Source organism: Amycolatopsis sp. NPDC003865 (genome assembly GCF_053605345.1).
The window spans coordinates 172,390-190,743 of the sequence record NZ_JBSGJA010000002.1; the positions used below are offsets into that span (position 1 = coordinate 172,390).

General features: G+C 70.4%; 17 protein-coding genes and 1 tRNA gene. 6 read left to right on the top strand and 12 right to left on the bottom strand.

Translation table 11 applies throughout. The features are described from left to right. The 7 genes from ACWEVP_RS05690 to ACWEVP_RS05720 are packed head-to-tail and all read right to left on the bottom strand — an operon-like array spanning position 1 to position 6,893. Positions 1-756, bottom strand: a complete 756-nt coding sequence (locus tag ACWEVP_RS05690) for an SDR family NAD(P)-dependent oxidoreductase (protein ID WP_452061462.1) — start codon at positions 754-756, stop codon at positions 1-3. Then, positions 753-2,165 (bottom strand): aldehyde dehydrogenase family protein, encoded by a 1,413-nt coding sequence (locus ACWEVP_RS05695; RefSeq protein WP_452061463.1) that lies wholly within the window; start codon positions 2,163-2,165, stop codon positions 753-755. The genes ACWEVP_RS05690 and ACWEVP_RS05695 overlap by 4 nt, the downstream gene beginning before the upstream one ends. Further along, positions 2,158-2,931, bottom strand: coding sequence for an ABC transporter ATP-binding protein (locus ACWEVP_RS05700; RefSeq protein WP_452061464.1), 774 nt, complete (start codon positions 2,929-2,931; stop codon positions 2,158-2,160). Before ACWEVP_RS05700 ends, ACWEVP_RS05695 begins: the two co-directional genes overlap by 8 nt. Beyond that, positions 2,928-3,659 (bottom strand): ATP-binding cassette domain-containing protein, encoded by a 732-nt coding sequence (locus ACWEVP_RS05705; RefSeq protein ID WP_452061465.1) that lies wholly within the window; start codon positions 3,657-3,659, stop codon positions 2,928-2,930. The genes ACWEVP_RS05700 and ACWEVP_RS05705 overlap by 4 nt, the downstream gene beginning before the upstream one ends. After that, a complete protein-coding gene (locus ACWEVP_RS05710) occupies positions 3,656-4,462 on the bottom strand; it encodes an ABC transporter permease (RefSeq protein ID WP_452061466.1) in 807 nt (268 codons plus the stop codon). The genes ACWEVP_RS05705 and ACWEVP_RS05710 overlap by 4 nt, the downstream gene beginning before the upstream one ends. After that, the gene (locus ACWEVP_RS05715) at positions 4,462-5,406 is read right to left on the bottom strand and encodes an ABC transporter permease (protein WP_452061467.1); all 945 of its coding nucleotides are present in this window, start codon (positions 5,404-5,406) and stop codon (positions 4,462-4,464) included. Before ACWEVP_RS05715 ends, ACWEVP_RS05710 begins: the two co-directional genes overlap by 1 nt. After that, positions 5,403-6,893 (bottom strand): ABC transporter substrate-binding protein, encoded by a 1,491-nt coding sequence (locus ACWEVP_RS05720; protein ID WP_452061468.1) that lies wholly within the window; start codon positions 6,891-6,893, stop codon positions 5,403-5,405. The genes ACWEVP_RS05715 and ACWEVP_RS05720 overlap by 4 nt, the downstream gene beginning before the upstream one ends. Before the next feature lie 66 nt (positions 6,894-6,959). Here ACWEVP_RS05720 and ACWEVP_RS05725 point away from each other — a divergent pair, with 66 nt between their 5' ends. Together ACWEVP_RS05725 and ACWEVP_RS05730 are read left to right on the top strand one after the other, a co-directional pair. Next, positions 6,960-7,706 carry a FadR/GntR family transcriptional regulator gene (locus tag ACWEVP_RS05725; RefSeq protein ID WP_452061469.1) on the top strand — a complete coding sequence of 249 codons (747 nt, stop codon included), beginning with the start codon at positions 6,960-6,962 and terminating at the stop codon, positions 7,704-7,706. 10 nt (positions 7,707-7,716) lie between these two features. Beyond that, entirely contained in the window at positions 7,717-8,757 is a 1,041-nt protein-coding gene (locus ACWEVP_RS05730) for a patatin-like phospholipase family protein (protein WP_452061470.1), read from the top strand. On the opposite strand, the gene ACWEVP_RS05735 is transcribed toward ACWEVP_RS05730, so the two are convergent. The 4 genes from ACWEVP_RS05735 to ACWEVP_RS05750 all read right to left on the bottom strand — a co-directional run bounded on the left by ACWEVP_RS05735 (position 8,743) and on the right by ACWEVP_RS05750 (position 14,460). Continuing rightward, positions 8,743-9,291 (bottom strand): class F sortase, encoded by a 549-nt coding sequence (locus ACWEVP_RS05735; RefSeq protein WP_452061938.1) that lies wholly within the window; start codon positions 9,289-9,291, stop codon positions 8,743-8,745. The genes ACWEVP_RS05730 and ACWEVP_RS05735 overlap by 15 nt on opposite strands. 15 nt (positions 9,292-9,306) lie before the next feature. Further along, a complete protein-coding gene (locus ACWEVP_RS05740; protein WP_452061471.1) occupies positions 9,307-10,071 on the bottom strand; it encodes a hypothetical protein in 765 nt (254 codons plus the stop codon). Positions 10,072-10,132: 61 nt separating this feature from the next. Next, positions 10,133-11,173: a trans-sulfuration enzyme family protein gene (locus ACWEVP_RS05745; protein WP_452061472.1), complete on the bottom strand. Its 1,041-nt coding sequence runs from the start codon at positions 11,171-11,173 to the stop codon at positions 10,133-10,135. A gap of 71 nt (positions 11,174-11,244) precedes the next feature. Then, positions 11,245-14,460, bottom strand: coding sequence for a penicillin acylase family protein (locus ACWEVP_RS05750; RefSeq protein WP_452061473.1), 3,216 nt, complete (start codon positions 14,458-14,460; stop codon positions 11,245-11,247). A gap of 140 nt (positions 14,461-14,600) precedes the next feature. Here ACWEVP_RS05750 and ACWEVP_RS05755 point away from each other — a divergent pair, with 140 nt between their 5' ends. The 3 genes from ACWEVP_RS05755 (at position 14,601) to ACWEVP_RS05765 (ending at position 16,691) form a co-directional block, all read left to right on the top strand. Further along, the gene (locus ACWEVP_RS05755; protein ID WP_452061474.1) at positions 14,601-14,975 is read left to right on the top strand and encodes an FKBP-type peptidyl-prolyl cis-trans isomerase; all 375 of its coding nucleotides are present in this window, start codon (positions 14,601-14,603) and stop codon (positions 14,973-14,975) included. 107 nt (positions 14,976-15,082) lie between these two features. Next, the gene (locus tag ACWEVP_RS05760; RefSeq protein ID WP_452061475.1) at positions 15,083-15,835 is read left to right on the top strand and encodes a S1 family peptidase; all 753 of its coding nucleotides are present in this window, start codon (positions 15,083-15,085) and stop codon (positions 15,833-15,835) included. A 115-nt stretch (positions 15,836-15,950) separates the two neighbouring features. Beyond that, positions 15,951-16,691, top strand: a complete 741-nt coding sequence (locus tag ACWEVP_RS05765; protein WP_452061476.1) for a S1 family peptidase — start codon at positions 15,951-15,953, stop codon at positions 16,689-16,691. A 206-nt stretch (positions 16,692-16,897) separates the two neighbouring features. Here the strand turns inward: ACWEVP_RS05765 and ACWEVP_RS05770 are convergent. Further along, positions 16,898-16,980: transfer RNA gene (locus tag ACWEVP_RS05770), tRNA-Leu, on the bottom strand. Between the two features lie 131 nt (positions 16,981-17,111). On the opposite strand from ACWEVP_RS05770, the gene ACWEVP_RS05775 reads away from it, so the two are divergent. Continuing rightward, positions 17,112-18,347, top strand: a complete 1,236-nt coding sequence (locus ACWEVP_RS05775; protein ID WP_452061477.1) for a DUF3662 and FHA domain-containing protein — start codon at positions 17,112-17,114, stop codon at positions 18,345-18,347. Positions 18,348-18,354 lie beyond the last annotated feature (7 nt).

The following is an 18,354-nucleotide window of genomic DNA, read 5'->3' on the forward strand; positions in this document are numbered from 1 at the left end:
TCAGGAAGCAGGCGGTTCGAAGCGGCCGTCGACGGCGGTCCAGCCACCGTCCACCGCCAGCACTGAGCCGGTCACGAACGACGAAGCGTCCGAAGCGAGGTACACGACGGCGCCGGCCAGCTCGTCCGGACGCGCCCAGCGCCCCAACGCGCCCTTCGTCGCGTACGCGTCGTACCACTCCGGGTTCGCCCTGATCTGCGCGGTCAGCGGGGTTTCGACGACGCCGGGGGCGATCGCGTTGACCCGCACCCCGGCCGGGCCGAACTCCGCCGCGGCCGTGCGGAACAGCTGGACGAGACCCGCTTTCGTGGCCGCGTACGGACCTTGACCGGGCTCGACGGTCGTGCCGCGGATCGACGAGAAGCCGATGATGCTCCCCCGCCCGCGCGCGACCATGTCGGCGCCGAAGACGCGGACGACCTCGAACGTCACGCCGAGGTTCAGCGCGAGGACGCGGTCGAACTCCTCCCGCGTGTAGTCCAGCAGGCGTTTGCGCACGTTCGTCGCGGCGGTCAGCACGACTACGTCGAACGGCCCGAGGTCGCTCGCGGCCTTGTCGATCGCGCCCGGCGCGAGGAGGTCGAGCTCGTACGCCTGGCCGACGCCGGCTTCGCGGGCGGCTTCGAGGTCGCGGTCCGCGCACACCACGTCGGCGCCGTGGGCGGCCAGTGCTCGCGCGGCCTCACGGCCGATGCCGCCGGCGCCGAGCACCACGGCCCGGCGGCCGTCCAGGCGGAACAACGTCGAGTAGTTCACGGACGCAGCACCGCCATCCTCGTCACGGTCAGCTCTTCGACGGCGAACCGCGGCCCTTCGCGGCCGATGCCCGAGTCCTTCACCCCGCCGTAGGGCATGGTGTCCGAGCGGAAGCCGGGCACTTCGTTGACGACGACCCCGCCGACCTCCAGCTCGTCCAGCGCGCGGAACGCCGTGTTCAGGGACTTGCTGTAGACGCTGGCGTGGAGGCCGTAGCGGGACGCGTTCACCGCGGCGAAGGCTTCGTCCACATCGGACACCGTGCGCACGCAGACGACCGGGCCGAAGATCTCCTCGTCCCAGGCCTCGACGCCGTCCGGGACGTCGAGCAGGACGGTCGGCCGCAGCACCGTGCCGTCGACACCCCCGCCGATCCGGCGGGCGCCGGACTGCTCGATCCACGCGGCGACGCGCTCGGTGGAAGCGGGGTCGATCAGCGCGGACACCCGCGTCTTCTCGTCGCGCGGGTCGCCGACGACGACCTCGTCGAGCCGCGCCAGCAGGCGGTCGGTGAACTCTGAAGCCACCGACGCGACGACCAGCACCCGCTGCACCGAGATGCACGCCTGGCCGGACGCGTAGAAGCCGCCACGCAGCACGGCGTCCACTGCCGCTTCGAGGTCCGCGTCGTCGGCGACCACGAGAGCCGCGTTGGAACCCAGCTCCAGCAACGTCTTGGTGGGCGCCGCGTCACGCGCGATGCGGTGGCCGACCGCGGCCGAGCCGGTGAAGGAGACCGCGCCGATCCGGCGGTCGGTCGTCAGGGCCGCGCCCACGGCCGCGTCGCCGGTGACCAGCTGGACCATCGCCGGCAGCGGGGCGAGCTGCCGGATCAGGTGCACCAGCCAGAGCGTGGCCAGCGGGGTCTGCGGCGCGGGCTTGACGATCACCGGGCAGCCGGCGGCGATGGCGGGCGCGATCTTGTGCGACGCCAGCAGCAGCGGGTAGTTGAAGCCCGCGATGCCGACGACGACCCCGATCGGCTTGCGCTTCCAGAACCCGACCAGGCCGTCGCCGGACGGCAGCAGGTCCAGCGGCACGGTCTCGCCGTGCAGCCGGGACACCTCTTCGGCGGCGGCTTCCCAGGTCACGATCGTGCGCGCGACCTCGACGCGGCAGTCGACCAGCGGCTTGCCGGTCTCCAGCACCAGCAGGTCTTCGAACTCGGTCCGGCGCGCGGCGAGAGCGGCGGCGACGTCGTTGAGCAGCGTGCGACGGGTCCGCGAAGGCAGCGAAGCCACTTCGCGCGCGACGGCGACAGCTTCGTCGACAGCGCGCGTAGCCAGCTCCGGCGTACCGACGGGCGCGGTGCCGATGACGCTCCCGTCGTAAGGGAAAACGATTTCTTCGGCATCCACAGTGGACACCCAGCCCGCGCCGATCGGCAGGCCCTCCGGGTGTTCAGTCATCGTCACCTCCGCTCAACCGGGCCAGTTCCGCACGCAGGTTCGGTGCGGCGGCCAGCAGTTCTCGCGTGTATTCGTGCTGCGGCGCGTCGTAGACCTGCGTCACGTCGCCCAGCTCGACGATCTCGCCGCGGCGCATCACCGCGACCCGGTCGCAGACGTGCCGGACGACGCCGAGGTCGTGCGACACGAAGACGAGCGTCAGCGCGAACTGGTCCACCAGCGACGCGAGGAGGTCGAGGATCTGGCCGCGCACCGAGACGTCGAGGGCGCTGACCGGCTCGTCGGCGATCAGCACGCTCGGGTTCGGCGCCAGCGCGCGGGCGATCGAGATCCGCTGCCGCTGGCCGCCGGAGAACTGGTGCGGGTAGCGCTGGGCGGCGTCGGCGGGCAGGCCGACCGCGGCCAGCAGCTCGGCGACGCGATCGGGCTCGCGGTGGCCGAGCGGCTCGGAAACGATGTCCCGCACGCGCATCCGCGGATCGAGCGAGCCCATCGGGTCCTGGAAGACGATCTGCAGCTCCGACCGCAGGAAGCCGAGCTTGCGTTCGGGCAGGTTGTCGATGCGCCTGCCTTGGAACGAGACCGTGCCGGCGGTGGGCTTGTCGAGCGCGGCCAGCAGCCGGACCAGCGTCGACTTGCCCGAGCCGGACTCGCCGACGATGCCGAACCGCTGTCCCGCTTCGACGTCGAAGGTGACGCCGCGCAGCGCGTGGACGTCCCGCCGGGCGTACCGGCGTTCGAGGTCGCGGACTTCGACGATGCTCATCGGCGGGCCTCCAGGTCCGAAGCGGCCAGGAGCTTGCGTGTGTAGGCGTGCGAAGGCGACGTCAGGACTTCGCGCGTCGAGCCGGCTTCGACGATTTCGCCGTCGAGCATCACGAGCACGCGCTCGCACACCGACGCGACCACCGCCAGGTCGTGCGTGATGAACAGCAACGCGCTCTCGGCGGACAACGACGTCTTGATGAGCGACAGGATCTGGGCCTGCACGGTGACGTCGAGCGCGGTCGTCGGTTCGTCGCAGATCAGCAGCGACGGCTCGTTGGCCAGCGCCATCGCCAGCACGACCCGCTGCCGCTGCCCGCCGGACAGCTGGTGCGGGTACGCGCGAGCGGTACCCGGCAGGCCCACCGCGTCGAGGAGTTCTTCGGCGGACCGGCGGCGGCCGTGGATCCGGCCCGGTTCGGTGACCTGGCGGCCGACGCGCATGGCCGGGTTCAGCGCCGTCATCGGCTCCTGGAACACCATCGCCATTTCGTCACCGCGCAGGCGGGACAAGTCCTTTTCGGACATTCCCAGCAGCTCACGGTCACCCAGCCGGACCGAGCCGGACGGACGCAGCTCTTCGGGCAGCAGGCCCATGATCGACAACGCCGTCAACGACTTCCCGGACCCGGACTCGCCGATCAGCCCGACGCGTTCACCCGCGCCGATCTCGAAGGACACGTCCCGGACGAGAGAAGAAACGCCGAGGCCACGCACCGAGAGGGTCATACGCGGGCCGCCAATCGGGGGTCCAGGCGGTCGCGCAGGCCGTCGCCGAGGAGGTTGAAGCCGAGGACGGCCACGGCGATCGCGATGCCCGGCACCAGCGCCAGCCGCGGGTGGACGGTCAGGAGTTCCTGGGACTCCTGCAGCATCCGGCCCCACGACGGCGTCGGCGGCCGCGTCCCGAAGCCGAGGAACGACAGCGCCGCCTCGGCGAGCACCGCGATCGCGAACGACACCGACGCCTGCACGATCAGCAGGCCGGAGATGTTCGGCAGCACGTGCCGCACCGCGATCGTCAGGCGGGACCGGCCGCCGGCGCGGGCCGCGAGCACGAACTCCGTGCTCATCACCTGCAGCGTCCCGGACCGCGCGATCCGCGCGAACGACGGGATCGTCGCGATGCCGATCGCGACCATCGCGGTCAGCGTGTCCGCCCCGAAGACCGCGCCGAACATGATCGCCAGCAGCAGCGCCGGGAACGCGAGCACGAGATCGTTGACCCGCATGACGAACTCGCCCAGCCACCGCGGCGACATCCCGGCGAGGATGCCCAGCGGCGTGCCGATCACCGCGGCGATGCCGACCGCGACCACGCCGACGTACAGCGTCGTCCGCGCGCCGACCATGATCTGGCTGAGCAGGTCGCGGCCGAACTTGTCGGTGCCGAACCAGTGCGCCGCACCGGCGTCGAGCAGCCGGTGGGTCGCGTCGACCTTCACCGGGTCGAACGGCGTCCAGAAGAACGACAGCAGCGCGGCCAGCGCGACCAGGCCGACGAGCACCGCGCCCAGCACGAGATTGCGCATCACGAACCTCGCAATCGCGGGTCGAGCACGGTGTAGAGGACGTCGACGACGAAGTTGACCAGCAACACGCCGACCACCAGCACGAGCACGATTCCCTGCACGGTCAGCAGGTCGCGAGCGGCGACGGCGTCGAGCAGCATCGAACCCAGCCCCGGCAGCACGAACACGCGCTCGACGACGACCGCGCCGATCAGCAGGGTCGCCAGCTGCAGACCCAGGACCGTCACCACGGGAACCGACGCGTTGCGCAAGCCGTGGCGCACCAGCGCCTGGCCGGGCCGCAACCCCTTGGACCGCGCGGTGCGCAGGTAGTCCTGACCCAGCGTGTCCAGCACCGCCGACCGCACATAGCGCGTGAGCACCGCGCCTTGCACCAGACCGAGCGACAGCGCCGGGAGGACCAGCCCGCGGAGGAACTCCCCCGCGTCCTGGTCCGGCGGGGTCCACCCGCCTGAGGGCAACCAGCGCAGCTGCACGGCGAAGATCTGCACCAGGATGATCCCGGCGAGGAACGCGGGGATCGCGACGCCGATCTGCGACAACCCGGAAACGCCCGCGCCCGAGGCCTTCCGGTGCTTCACCGCGGCGAACGTCCCGGCCGGCACGGCGACCACCAGCGCGACCAGCATCCCGGCGCCGACCAGCCAGAGCGTCACGCTGAGGCGGTCGAGCAGCTGCGGGCCGATCGCGTCGCGCGTGACGTAGGACCGGCCGAAGTCGCCGTGGAGCACACGGGAGATCCAGTCGAAGTACTGCGTGACCAGCGGCCGGTCGATGCCGAACTCCGCGCGGGTCTTGGCGAGCAGCTCCGGCGTCGCGTTGACGCCGAGCGCGACCTGCGCCGGATCGCCCGGCAGCACGGCCATGAAGAGGAACACCACGATCGACGCGACCAGCACGCTGACCACGAAGATCGCCACCCGGCGCAGCACCCTGGCCGTCATCGCGGCGCCAGCCCGGTCAGGTCGAACGACTCGCTGACCTGGTTCGCCGCGAACCCACCGACCTTCGCCTTCGCCACGATCACGTTGGGGAACAGGAACAGCCAGTCCGCGGCCGCGTCGGTGTTGAGCTGCCGCGCGACCTGCTTCATGTCCGCGACCTGCTGCTCCGGCGTCCCGCTGTCGGCTTCGGCGAGCAGCTGCTGGACGCGCTTGCTGTCGTAACCCCAGTAGTACTTGGGCTTCCCGAACGTCGTGATGTCCCGGGCCTCGACGTGCTGGATGATCGACAGGTCGTAGTCGTGGTCGGTGAACACCTGCTTCAGCCACACCGCGGGGAAGTCGAGCGGTTCGATCGTCGTCCGCACGCCGACGTCGGCGAGCTGAGACTGCACGACCTGCGCGGCCGACACCGCGTACGGCAGGTTCGGGATCCGCATCCGCAAGCTCAGGTTCGCCGCGCCCGCCTCGGTGAGCAGCGCTTTCGCCTTCGCGGGGTCGAACGGGTAGACGTTCGCCAGGTCCTCGTACCAGGGGTCGGTCGGCGGGACCATGCTGCCGATCAGCGTGCCGCGGCCCGCCCACGCCGTGTCCAGCAACGCCTTCCGGTCGATCGCGTACGTCAGCGCTTGGCGCACGCGCACGTCGTTCAGCGGCGCCCGCTGGTTGTTCATGGCGAGCGTGACCTCGCTGTTCGACGTGCCCTGGATGACCTGGAACCGGTCGTCGGCCTGGAACTGCGGGATCGAATCCGGCGCGGTGATCGCCGAGATGACGTCGATGCCGTTGCTGTAGAGGGCGTTGTTCAGCGCGGTCGGGTCCTTGATGTACTTCAGGACCACGGTCGAGTACGCGGGTTTCCGGCCCCAGTACGCCGGGTTCGCCTTCAGCACCACGGAGTCGCCGCGCTTGCGCGCCGCCACGACGTACGGCCCGGTGCCGACCGGCTTGTTCGCCAGGTCGGCGACGCCGGTCGGGCTGAACATCGCGCCGAGCCGGCTGGTCAGGCTGAACAGCCAGCCGTTGGACGGCTTCGAGAGCACGACCCGCGCGTGGTCCGGCGCGACGACGTCGACGTGGTCGACGACGTCCATCGTGGACTTGATCGAGATCGTCCAGTCGGTCTTCACGCGCAGCAGGGAGAACTTGACGTCCTCGGCGGTGAACGGCGCGCCGTTGCTGAACTTCACGCCGTCGCGGAGCTTGAAGTCGTAGGTCTTCCGGTCCGGGCTGATCGTCCACGACTGCGCGAGCAGCGGCACGACTTTGCCCTGCGAGTCGAGCTTCACCAGGCCTTCGTAGACGTTGTAGAGCAGCGCCTGCGGAATGGCGGCGCCGTCGGTCTTGGTGAAGTCGAAGTTCGCCGGCTCCGCCGTGAAACCCACGGAAAGCGTGTCCGGACCAGCGGAAACACTCGCCGACGAGCCCGCCGAGCAGCCGGACACCACGAGCAGCAGCGCCGCTGCCACCAGGGGAATCCGGGCTTTCATCTGGCCTCCAGATCGGTACACTGGTCTGACCAGTAGCCTGCACGCGACGGACGTCGAGGTCAAGGGATGCGGTTCGAACCGGTGGCTCCGGTCCGCGCGTACGAGCGGGTCGTGGAGCAGATCGAGCAGGCCGTGATCAGCGGTGCGCTCAAGCCGGGCGAACGCCTGCCCAGCGAGCGCGAGCTGATGACGCAGTTCGGTGTCGGCCGGTCGACGATCCGCGAAGCACTGCGGGTCTTGCAAGCTGCCGAAATGATCCGATCGCGCCCCGGCGATCCACGCGGGCCGGAGGTACTCGCCGCGTCACCCGCCGCACTGCACCGGTCGATGCACCGGCTGGCGCGTGCCGACCACGTCGGGCTCGCCGAGCTGCTCCAGTTCCGGATGATCCTCGACGGCTCGGCCCACCTGCTCGCCGCGGAGCTGCGCACTGACGACGACCTGACCGGCCTCGACACGGCGCTGGAGGCGATGCGCGAAGGCGTCTCGCACGGCTATGCGGAGTTCAGCCGGGCCGATGTCGCGTTCCACGAGGTCATCGCGCGCATCTCGCGCAACCCCCTGCTCGTCGTCAGCGAGGAAGTCGTGCGCGGGGTCGTGCTGGAACTCATCGAGGACAAGCTGGAGCACGCCAGCAACCGGACGTCACTGATGCGCGCGTGGCTTTCGCACCACGCCGAAGTGCTCGCCGCGATCCGCTCGGCCGACGGCGCCGGCGCGGCGCAGCTGGCCAAGCAGGCGTTGTACGACAACTACGCCGAATACGTCCCCGCTGAGCGGCGCCCGATGCTCGACCCGTTGCTGCGGTCCTAAACTCGGCCAGGTGGACGCGGCGAAACGGGACGGGGTCGGGCTCGCGTTGTCCGGCGGTGGCTATCGGGCGATGCTCTTCCACGCGGGCGCGCTGTGGCGGCTCAACGAACTCGGCTGGCTGCCCAAGCTGACCACCGTCTCCAGCGTCTCCGGCGGGTCGATCGCGGCCGGGGTGCTGGCGCACGCGTGGCACAAGCTGTACTTCGGCGACGACGGCGTCGCGGAGAACTTCGGCAAGGAAGTCGTGCAGCCGCTGCGGAAACTCGCGCGCACGAACCTCGACGTCCCGGTGACGCTGAAGGCGATGTTCATGCCGTGGCGCAGCGCGGGCGAGGAACTGGCGTTGCGCTACGCGAAGCACCTCTTCGGTGACTGCCGCCTCGCGGACCTCGACCCGGCCGGGCCGAACTTCGTGTTCACCGCGACCAGCCTGCAGGACGGCTCGCTGTGGTGGTTCTTCCGCCAGCCCGGCCCGCACGGGCAGGTCCCGCTGGCGACGGCGGTGGCCGCGTCGTCGGCGTTCCCGCCGCTGCTTTCGCCGGTCGTGATCCCGGATCCGCACAAGCCGGACCGCCGGATCGTGCTCAGCGACGCCGGCGTGTACGACAACCTCGGCCTCGACCCGATCGAGAACCAGCGTGCGACCGTCCTGGTCAGCGACGCGGGCAAGAAGATGAAGCACGAGGAAAAGCCACACCGCAACTGGCCGATGCAGCTGTTCCGCGTGCTGACCGTGATGGACAACCAGGTCCGCGAGCTGCGCACCGGCTCACTGCTGAAGTCCTATCAGGACAAGCAGTTCGCGGGAACGTACTGGGCGACCTACAGCGACATCACGCACTTCGACCTGCCCGACGCGCTCCCGGCCCCGGTCGAGAAGACCCGCGCGCTGGCCGAGACGAAGACGCGGCTGACCCGGATGTCCGAGAAGGTGCAGGACAACCTGATCAACTGGGGGTACGCGGTCTGCGACGCGGGCATGCGCCGCTGGGTGTGCCCCGGGACGTCGCTGAAGCCGGAGTTCCCGTACCCCGGCTCAGGTGTCGGCTAGGTTCGCGTAGACGACGATGTTGTCCTGGTAGCTGTGCTCGGCGTGGTCGAACGCGCCACCGCAGGTGATCAGGCGCAGCTCGGGCTTGTCGCTGTTGCCGTACACGGCCTCGCGCGGGAACGTGTCCTTCGGGACCTGCGTGACGCGGTCGACGACGAACTTCAGCTGCCGGCCGTCGCTGCGGTCGATGTCCACCTCGTCGCCGGGCGCGAGGTCCTTGAGCTTGTAGAAGATGCCAGGCTTCTTGTCGCCGTCGACGTGCCCGAGCACGATCGCGGGGCCGACGTCACCGGGCACCGGCGACAGCTTGTACCAGGCGGCTTGCATCGGGGTGTGCACCGACGGGACGGAGATCGAGCCGTCGGTCTTGACCGCCACGGCGAGCAGGCTGGACTCCGCGCCGATCTTCGGGATCTTGACCGAGGTGGGCCGCAGTCCCTTGAACGGCTTGGTGACGGGGATCGACGAAGTGACCGGTGCGGGTGCCGCAGCGGGCTTCGGTCCTTCCGAGGCCCCGCAGCCGACCGTCGCCAGCGCGAGGGCGAGCGGTCACCAGGCCGTGCCGCCGAAGCCGGTCTCGATCTTGCCCTTGGGCGTGACCTTGACCTGGGCCCGCGGGGCGGCATTGCCGGCAGCGGAGGTGCTCGTCGCGGGGGACGAGGTCGCCGTGGTCACCGGCGCGGTGCTCGAAGCCGGGGCGCTGGTGGCCGTGGTGGTGCTGGTGACCGGCGGCTGCTCCTGCTCGAACTCGACGATGCCCTCGCCTTCCTGCTTGCCGCAGGTCCAGCTGAACTTGCCGGTGGTCGTGCCCGCCGGCAGGTTCGCCACGCGCACGGTGTAGTTCCAGAGCAGGCCGTTCGCACCGTCCTGGTCCGGGCCGCTGGTCACTTCGAGGTACTGGGTCGCCACGCTCCCGGGTGCCCCGGCCGCGCACGCGATGACCAGCACACCCTCGCCGCCGAGGCCGACGAAGCCGTGCCCGACGTTGTCCTGCTGCGGATCGTCCTCCGGCGCGGATACCTGGGTGTCACCCTTGAGCTCGGGCTCGGCCTTGGGGGCGATCCGGCGCTCGGTGGTCTTGACCTCGGACTGGTCCGGGGTCGCGGTCGTGATGGCCGAAGTGGACGAGGGCACGGTGGTCGGAACGTCCGAAGTGGCCGAGCTGCTCGTCGTCGAGGTCTCCGAAGTGGACGTGCTGGTTTCCGTGCTCGACGTGGGGGTTTCGTCCTCCGCGAGCGCGGCGGGCGTGGCGGCGAAAGTGGCCAGCGCCGCCGCGGAAACGACACCCGCGACCCGGTTCAGCGTTCTACCCACGGTGACTCCCAACGGCGGTTGACGTGCGCTGACGCGACTATCGACGATTTGTCGACCGTCGTTACTCCGCCAACGCGCTGTTCAGGTCCCGCCACAGATCGTCAGGGTCTTCGAGGCCGACGCTGAACCGGATCAGCCCCGGCGGCACGCGCTCCTCACCCGGGAGCCAGGCCCGGCGTTCGACCAGGCTTTCGACGCCGCCGAGGCTGGTCGCCGGGACGATCAGCCGGGTCGACGCGCAGAAGCGGTCGGCCGTCTCGGCGTCGGCCAGCTCGAAGGACACCATCATCCCGAAGCCCGGGTAGCGCACGCGCCGGACCGCGGGGTGCTCGCCGAGACGCTCGGCCAGCAGCGCGGCGGTGCGGGACTGCTCGGCCAGCCGCACCGGCATGGTCCGCAGGCCACGCAGCGCGAGCCACGCCTCGAGCGCGCCCGGCGTCGATCCGACACGGGTCCGCGCGCCCTTCAGTTCGGCCGCGACCTCGGGATCCTTCGCCACCGTGATGCCCAGCAGCAGGTCGCTGTGCCCGCCGATGAGCTTGGTCGCGCTGTGCACGACGACGTCGGCGCCCAGCTCGAGGGGCCGCTGGTGCAGCGGCGTCGCGAAGGTGTTGTCGACGACGACCCGGCCGCGCGCGGCGGCGGCGATGGTCTCGATGTCCATCACGTCGAGGGTCGGGTTGGTCGGCGACTCGAGCCAGACCAGGTCGGACGTCGCCGCCTCCGCGACCCAGGCCGCCGTGTCGGCCGGCTCGAGCTCGGTGACGGCGAGCTTGCCGAGCTTCTGCGCGTGGGCCAGCACCCCGCGCGTCACGGCGTAGCTGAACGTCGGCACGACCACCCGCGACCCGACCGGCAGCAGGTCCAGCACCGCGGACAGGGTGGCGACGCCGGACGCGAACGCCGTCGCGTGGCCGCCCTCCAGCGCGCCGACGGCCTCTTCCAGCGCGTGCCAGGTCGGCGTCCCGTCACCGCGCGCGTACACGAAGCCGCCACCGGCGTGGTAGGTGCTGGCGGCGACGAGCGGGGTGTTCAGCGGCTCGCCGGGACCGTGCGGCCGGCCGGCGGCGATGGCCTTGGTGCGGGGCGTCCAGTCGTCCATGCGCCTCACGGTAACCGCGCACCGGCTGGGGTGGCCGGGCCGCCCGCGCGTCCACGGGCGGCCCGGCCTGCTCAGTGGGCGTACACCTCGAACTCGTACAGCGAGTAGCCGTACTTGGTGCCGCGTTGGACGCCCTGCATCTTCACGAACCGCGCTGACTTTGGGGCGAACGAGAGGTTGTCCTGCCCGCCGTCGCCGTCGGTGACCACGGCCGCGTCCGTCCAGTTCACCGCATCCGGCGAAGTCTGGATCTTGTAGCTCTTGCCGTACGCGGCTTCCCAGCTCAACGCCACCCGCGAGACCTGCTGCACCGAACCGAGGTCGACGGTGATCGCCTGGTCGTCGCTCCAATCGCTCGCCCAGCGGCTCGAGGCGTTCCCGTCGATCGCGTTCGACGCCGGGGAGTTGTAGAAGCCGGTCTCGGCGCTCGTGGCGCTGACCGTCTTCCCCGGCGCGAGGTTCGCGATGTTGTCACCGCGGTGCGCGGTGTACTCGACGACCTGCTGGAACGTCGGGCGGTTCTGCCAGCTGATCTTGTCCTGCGTGATGCCGCCCAGCGGGTTGTGGACGATCGTGTCGGCGCACCACTGGTCACCGGCCGAGCAGGACGCGTCACCGGGGTAGACGGTGTTCGCGGCCTGGCCGGCGGCCGTGGTCAGCGAGTCGACGAGCGCCTGGCGGCACGTCGTGACGTTGCCGCCGCCGCAGAACGTCTGGCCGAGCGGGCCGGCCACCGGCTGGCCGAGCACCTGCCGGATGTCCTTGCTGACGTAACCCCACCAGCCGAACTGGAACGACGAGCCCTTGTGCGGCTGGCCGGTGTGCTGGCCGTTGCCGTTCTGGAAGCCGGACGGGCTTTCGTTGATGCCCAGCACGCCGGTCATCGCGTTGTAGGCGTCGTCGCCCATGCCCGGCTTGAACTCGGCCTGGACGAGCAGCGGCCACCAGGCGTCGAAGATGCGGATCGCGTCGGCGTCCGCGTACGCCTTGCTGCCGGCCGAGGTCTCCGTGCGCAGCTGCCCGTGCGAGAGCCACGTCTTGAGCTTCGCCTCGGCGTCCGCGGCCGCGCCGGTCGTCGGCGTCTTGTCGAGCACCTGCAGCAGCAGCGGCAGCACGCGCTCGGCACGCAGGTCGGACAGCGCGGCCTCCTCCATCGCCTGGGTCAGGTTGACCCGGGTGACCTTGGTGCCGCTGGAGATCAGCTTCTTGACGCGCGAGTCGAGCAGGTCGACGCGGTGCACGGCGGACTTGTCCGCGCCCGCGGCCGCGTAGCCGTTGGCCTGCGCGTTGTTCCAGCTGACGTAGTAGTCCTGGTTGATCGACTGCGGGTGCTGCGACGCCGGCGTGTAGGTCGCGACGTTGCCCGCCGGGTTCCAGCCGTTCCAGTCGTGGCCCTGGTCGCCCCACACCGGCATGTTCGGGTCCACATTGGACTGCCGCGACGGGTTGCTGCCGGAGTTGAAGTAGGCGATGTCCTTGGAGTCGGCGTAGAACCAGTTGAACGTGTAGTTGATGTCGGCCGCGGCCTTCTGGAAGTCCGCCGCGGACTTCACGAAGCCCGGGTCGTTCAGCTCCTGGAAGCCGATCAGCGAGTCGACCTCGTGGAAGTAGGACGAGCGCAGCGCCGCGTACGCCACCGGCTTGCCGCCGACGGTCGCCCGGCTCTGCACCGGCCCGTACTTGGTCCGGTAGCTGCGCAGCGTGTACGACCCGGCCGCGGTCCCGTCGGCCACCGTCGGCTTCCAGGCGTTCTTGACCTCGACGGTGTCCATCGGGATGCACTGGCCTTGCCAGGTGTAGTAGTTCGAGTCCTTCGTCGGTGCCTTGCCGCTCGGGTCGCACAACGTCAGCGCGTAGGTGTCGATGATGTCCTGCGCCGACGTAGTCGCGCTCCACGAGTAGTCCTGGCCGCGGCCCAGGAGCGTGTACATGCTCAGGCCGGCGAAGGCCGCACCGCGCGAGCTGATGCCCGGGCCCTGCAGTTCCTGCAACAGCAGCAGCTGCGGGGCGAAGTACCCGGTCTGCGGGCCGAACACGGCGACCGGGTGACCGCTGGCGGTCTTCGCGCCGGAGACGAGCAGCGCGTTGGACATGCCGTGCTTCTCGCTCAGCATGTTCCCCGGCAGCACGCCGTTCTCGAACATGCCGCGGGCGGGCTCCTGCCCGGCGGGCGCGGCGACGTCCACAGTGGACGGTGTCGCGGTCGCGGCCGAGCCGGTCTTGTCGAACACCAGCTGCTGCCCGGTCACCGAGCCCTTGTCCGGCATCGCCTGGCCGACCGCGTTGGCCGGCGTCTTGCCGTACGGGAAGGTCTGGCCGTCGTGCAGCGTCTTGACGGCTTCGGGGTCGTCCTCCGAGCGCAGGCTCTGCCACACCTTCTCGCCCTGCACGACGCCGTACTTCTCCTGCATCGCCAGCTTCGCGATGGCGTTCTGCACCTCGCCGCCGCCGCCCGCGCCGAACTCGGCGCCGACCAGCGAGGCGAGCGCGACCAGGTCGGTCAGCTTGAACGGGTCGATCGACCCGGCGTTGGTGATCGAGTCGACGTGCCCGGTCAGCACGTACTCGCCCGGGAAGTACCGGCCGTTGTAGGAGTCGCTGATGTACTTGTTGATGCCGTCGACGTAGGCCTGCGCGTCGGCGAGTCCCTGCGCGCCGCGCGGGCCGCTGTTCGCGACGTGGTCGATCTGCTGCTGCAGCTCGGCTTCGGTGTACGGCGCGTTCGAGAAGAACTGCTGCTCCAGCTCGCGGTTGGCTTCCGCGCCGCCGGCGAACGGGGTGACCTGCCCGCGCGCGGCGTGGCGCAGGACGTCCATCAGCCACAGCCGGTCCTGCGCGGCGGCGTACCCGGCGCCGAACTCGGTGCCCGAGCGCGTGGTGCCGGTGATGTGCGGGACGCCGAGGGCCTTGTCCCGCACGATTGTCACGTCCGAGCGCGGCTTGGTCGTGCTCGCGACCTGGTCGGCCGCGACGCCGAACGACGAGTCGTTGAAGTACTGGTTGATCGCGCTCGTGGTCAGCGTCTTGTAGCCGTTGGCGAGCGACGAGTACTTCCCGAGCTGGTCGGAGGCGTGCGCCGGGCGGGTGCCGAACACCTTGTGCGCCAGGATGTCGGCGAGGGTGGCGTTGCCGTTCTCGCCGGGCGGCAGGATGTCGCTGCACTGCCCGCCGCAGTAGTCGTCGGGCGACGCCGCCTGTGCGGCGGGCGCGGTGACGGCGACCTGGGTGAGACCGGCCACGAGGGCCCCCAGTGCCGTCAAGGTCAGGGCGCGGATGCCACGTCGCATGCCGGGCTCCCCTCCAGTCAGAAGAGTGACGAAGCGCACGCTACCCACCAGTAAGACAAGTGTGAAGACTTTTCGCGTTTTTCAGCCCTTGGACGTAGTCCGATCGGCGCAGCCTCGCGCGCGTGGGTACGGTGAGCGCCATGACCTTGGAAAAGCCCCAGATCGACCGCCCGGACGGACCCGCTCCGGCCGACCTCGAGATCACCGACATCACGGTCGGTGACGGCACGGAGGCCACGGCGGGCAAGACGGTCACCGTGCACTACGTCGGCGTCTCGCACTCGACCGGCGAGGAGTTCGACGCGTCCTGGAACCGCGGCGAGCCGCTGCGCTTCGGCCTCGGTGCCGGCCAGGTCATCTCCGGCTGGGACCAGGGTGTCGCGGGTATGAAGATCGGTGGCCGCCGCAAGCTCGTCATCCCGCCGCACCTGGCCTACGGCGACCGCGGCGCGGGCGGCGTCATCAAGCCCGGCGAAACCCTGATCTTCGTGGTCGACCTGGTCGGCGTGAACTAGGTTCTGCGGCACTTGGGCTGAACGGCGCCTTTTCTCGCGGAGCGCCATCACTACCCTCGAAAGTGATCACCGGCCATCGGAGCCGGTGCACGAAGGGGGATTCACCGATGCGCGTTCGCGCTGTGCTTTCCGCTGCCCTTTTGACGCTGGCCGCCGGTCTCGCCACCGCGGGACCGGCGGCCGCCGTCGCCAACGGCTCCGACGTGCCGGCGGGCCAGTTCCAGTTCGCCGCGAAGCTGACGATGACGAACATCCCGAGGCCCGACGGCACGAAGTACAACAGCGCCTGTTCCGGGGCCCTGATCGCCGCGAAGTGGATCATCACCGCCGGCCACTGCTTCCACGACGCCAACCGCAACCGCGTCTCCGGGCCGGTCCCGTACCCGACGTCGGTGCTGCTCGGCACCGTCAACCAGAGCACGCCGGGCGTGACGCGCAACGTCGTCACCGTCTACCAGGCGAGCGCCAACGACATCGCGATCGCGACCCTCGACGCCGACGTCACCGGCATCACGCCGCTGACGGTCAACCGGGTCACGCCCTCGGTCGGGCAGCTGCTGACGCTCGCCGGGTGGGGCAGCCTCACCGCCACCAACCCCGCGCCGTCGACGAAGCTGCAGCAGGGCACGGTGAAGGTCGGCCAGGTGGCGGCGGCGACGCTCGGGGTCCGGGGCGTCGCGCCGACCTCGACCACCAGTGCCTGCGTGTACGACTCCGGTGCGCCCTACTTCGTCGCGTCCGGGTCGGGCGGGCAGCTCGTGTCCGTCGAATCGACCGGGCCGGACTGCCCCCACAACCAGCTCGAAACCACTTCCCGGGTGGACGTCGTCGCGGACTGGATCGCTTCGCACGTCTCCTGACTCCGTCCGGGCGTCACCCGCTCGCGCCGACGGGTGACGCCCGGCCAGGGAATTCCGCCGGGACCGCGGCGGCCCTAACGTCGAACGCCGATCATCGACTCGACGAAGGGGAAGAATGCGCCTGCGCGCCCTGCTCGCCGCTGCTGTCCTGACCACCGCCACCGCTCCCGCCGCCTGGGCCGCGCCGGGGGTCGCCCACGGCTCCGACGTGCCACCCGGGCAGTTCGGGTTCGTCGCGAAGCTCGCGATGACGAAGATCCCGCGCCCGGACGGCTCGACGTACAGCAGCTACTGCACCGGCTCCCTGATCGCCCCGGGCTGGGTGCTGACGACGGGCCACTGCTTCCACGACGCGAACCGCAACCGCGTCTCCGGCAAGGTCCCGTACCCGACCACGGTGACGCTGGGCCTCGTCGACGAGGCGACGGAGTCGGGCGTCGCCCGCAAGGTGACCGAGGTGGTCCAGGCCAAGGAGAACGACGTGGCCCTGGCTCGCCTGGACACGCCGGTGACGACGGTGCCGCCGCTGAAGGTCACCCACGGGGTGCCGAAGGTGGGCCGGCAGCTGACCCTGGCCGGCTGGGGCAGCACGACCGGCACGAACCCCGTCCCGGCGAGCCGCCTGCAGCAGGGGACGGTGGCCGTCGCCAAGGTGGACCCGACGACCGTGGGCGTCCGCGGCGCCGCCCCGGAGATCACGACGAGCGCCTGCACCTACGACTCGGGGGCGCCGTACTTCGCGGACGGCGAGCTGGTGGCGGTCGAGGCGACGGGCCCGGGCTGCCCCCACGCGGGCATCGAGACGGCCAGCCGCGCCGACGTGCTCGCGGCCTGGGTCGCCAAATCGACAACCTGATACACCTCGAAGTCCGCCGTGAGCGAACACCACGCAGAGCCAAACGGGTGATATTCCCCACCAAGTTCCGCAAAGCCGGGCCCCGAAACCAGCCACGCTGGGAGGTGAGGGAAGGCACCGTGGGGGTCCGGGGGCTCGGCCCCCGGGAGAAATAAGGACAACGGGAAAGGGCCCGGTCGCGCTAGCGACCGGGCCCTTGAACAGCGTGGGCGAGGAGGGAGTTGAACCCTCACGTCCTTTCGGACACACGGACCTGAACCGTGCGCGTCTGCCATTCCGCCACTCGCCCGAGTGCTTCCTTGCGGCAGCGATGAGAAGACTAGCAGGTCGTTTGAACGGGTTTCACCGGGGGCCGTGTCGAGGCGGGCTCACCCGGATAGGATCGATAGCGGAAGCACACGTGTGAGGAGGTTTTCCCCGGTGGGGCGCGCCGAGCGATTCGACAGACGTCTCGAGAACCTGGTGGGGAACACTTTCGCGCGCATGTTCGGTGGCAACGTCGTCACGCAGGAAGTGGCGATCGCCCTGGAGCGGGAGAGTGAGGAGAACGTTCGTGAGCTGGCTGGCGGTCGGCAGCTCGCCCCCAATCACTACATCGTGTCGCTGGGGGCGGCTGACCACGAGCGCATGGCCGGTGACGAGCAGCGCGTCACCCAGGTGCTGGCCAAGGCGGTGGCGGAACACCTCGCCGCCGAGGGCCTGGACACCTATGGTGACGTCGTCGTATCACTCGAGCGCAACGAGGCGCTGCATACTGGACAGTTCAAGACCCGTTCGTCCGTCGATCCCGACGCCCGCCCCTCAGGCGCCGGTTCACCGCGGTCGGCACGACCCAGCAACGCAGGAGACCCAGCAATGAGCCAGCCCCCCGGCTACGGCCAATACGACCAGGGTGACCCGTACGGCCAGCAGGGCCAGTACGGCTACGGACAGCAGGGTGGCCAGCAGCCCGGGTACGACCAGGGTTACGGCCAGCCGCAGGGCGGTGGCTACGACCAGTACGGCCAGCAGCAGCCGGGTGGCGGCTACGACCAGTACGGCCAGCAGCAGGGCGGCTACGACCAGGGCGGGTACGCGCAGCCCCAGGGCGGCGGCTACGACCAGGGCTACGGCCAGCCGCAGGGCGGCGGGTACGACCAGGGCGGCTACGCCCAGCCCCAGGGTGGTGGCTACGACCAGGGCGGCTACCAGCAGGGCGGCTACGACCAGGGCGGGTACGCCCAGCCCCAGCAGGGCGGCTACGACCAGTACGGCGGCCAGCAGCAGGGCGGCTACGACCAGTACGGGCAGCAGGCGGCGTACGGCCAGCCGGCCGCCGACCCGTACGGCCAGCAGGGTGGCTACGCCCCGCCGGCGCCGGGCCGCCAGCTCGCGGCGAGCCTGCAGCTGGACGACGGCTCGAACCGCACGTACTCGCTGAAGCAGGGCGGGAACGTCGTGGGCCGCGGCCAGGACGCGGACTTCCGCCTCCCGGACACCGGCGTCTCGCGCCGGCACCTGGAGATCACCTGGGACGGGCAGAGCGCGACGCTCGCCGACATCGGGTCGACCAACGGCACGACCGTGAACGGCACTCCGGTCCAGACCTGGCAGCTCGCGGACGGCGACGTGATCCGGGTGGGGCACTCCTCGCTCGTGTTCCGTACACAGGGCTGACTGGGGG

Excerpts from the sequence above, each read along its gene's own strand:
- ACWEVP_RS05765 (WP_452061476.1), top strand. The coding sequence starts at position 15,951 with ATGCGCCTGCGCGCCCTGCTCGCCGCTGCTGTCCTGACCACCGCCACC.
- ACWEVP_RS05715 (WP_452061467.1), bottom strand. The coding sequence starts at position 5,406 with ATGACGGCCAGGGTGCTGCGCCGGGTGGCGATCTTCGTGGTCAGCGTG.
- ACWEVP_RS05750 (WP_452061473.1), bottom strand. The coding sequence starts at position 14,460 with ATGCGACGTGGCATCCGCGCCCTGACCTTGACGGCACTGGGGGCCCTC.
- ACWEVP_RS05755 (WP_452061474.1), top strand. The coding sequence starts at position 14,601 with ATGACCTTGGAAAAGCCCCAGATCGACCGCCCGGACGGACCCGCTCCG.
- ACWEVP_RS05760 (WP_452061475.1), top strand. The coding sequence starts at position 15,083 with ATGCGCGTTCGCGCTGTGCTTTCCGCTGCCCTTTTGACGCTGGCCGCC.
- ACWEVP_RS05695 (WP_452061463.1), bottom strand. The coding sequence starts at position 2,165 with ATGACTGAACACCCGGAGGGCCTGCCGATCGGCGCGGGCTGGGTGTCC.
- ACWEVP_RS05720 (WP_452061468.1), bottom strand. The coding sequence starts at position 6,893 with ATGAAAGCCCGGATTCCCCTGGTGGCAGCGGCGCTGCTGCTCGTGGTG.
- ACWEVP_RS05710 (WP_452061466.1), bottom strand. The coding sequence starts at position 4,462 with ATGCGCAATCTCGTGCTGGGCGCGGTGCTCGTCGGCCTGGTCGCGCTG.
- ACWEVP_RS05745 (WP_452061472.1), bottom strand. The coding sequence starts at position 11,173 with ATGGACGACTGGACGCCCCGCACCAAGGCCATCGCCGCCGGCCGGCCG.
- ACWEVP_RS05725 (WP_452061469.1), top strand. The coding sequence starts at position 6,960 with ATGCGGTTCGAACCGGTGGCTCCGGTCCGCGCGTACGAGCGGGTCGTG.
- ACWEVP_RS05700 (WP_452061464.1), bottom strand. The coding sequence starts at position 2,931 with ATGAGCATCGTCGAAGTCCGCGACCTCGAACGCCGGTACGCCCGGCGG.
- ACWEVP_RS05705 (WP_452061465.1), bottom strand. The coding sequence starts at position 3,659 with ATGACCCTCTCGGTGCGTGGCCTCGGCGTTTCTTCTCTCGTCCGGGAC.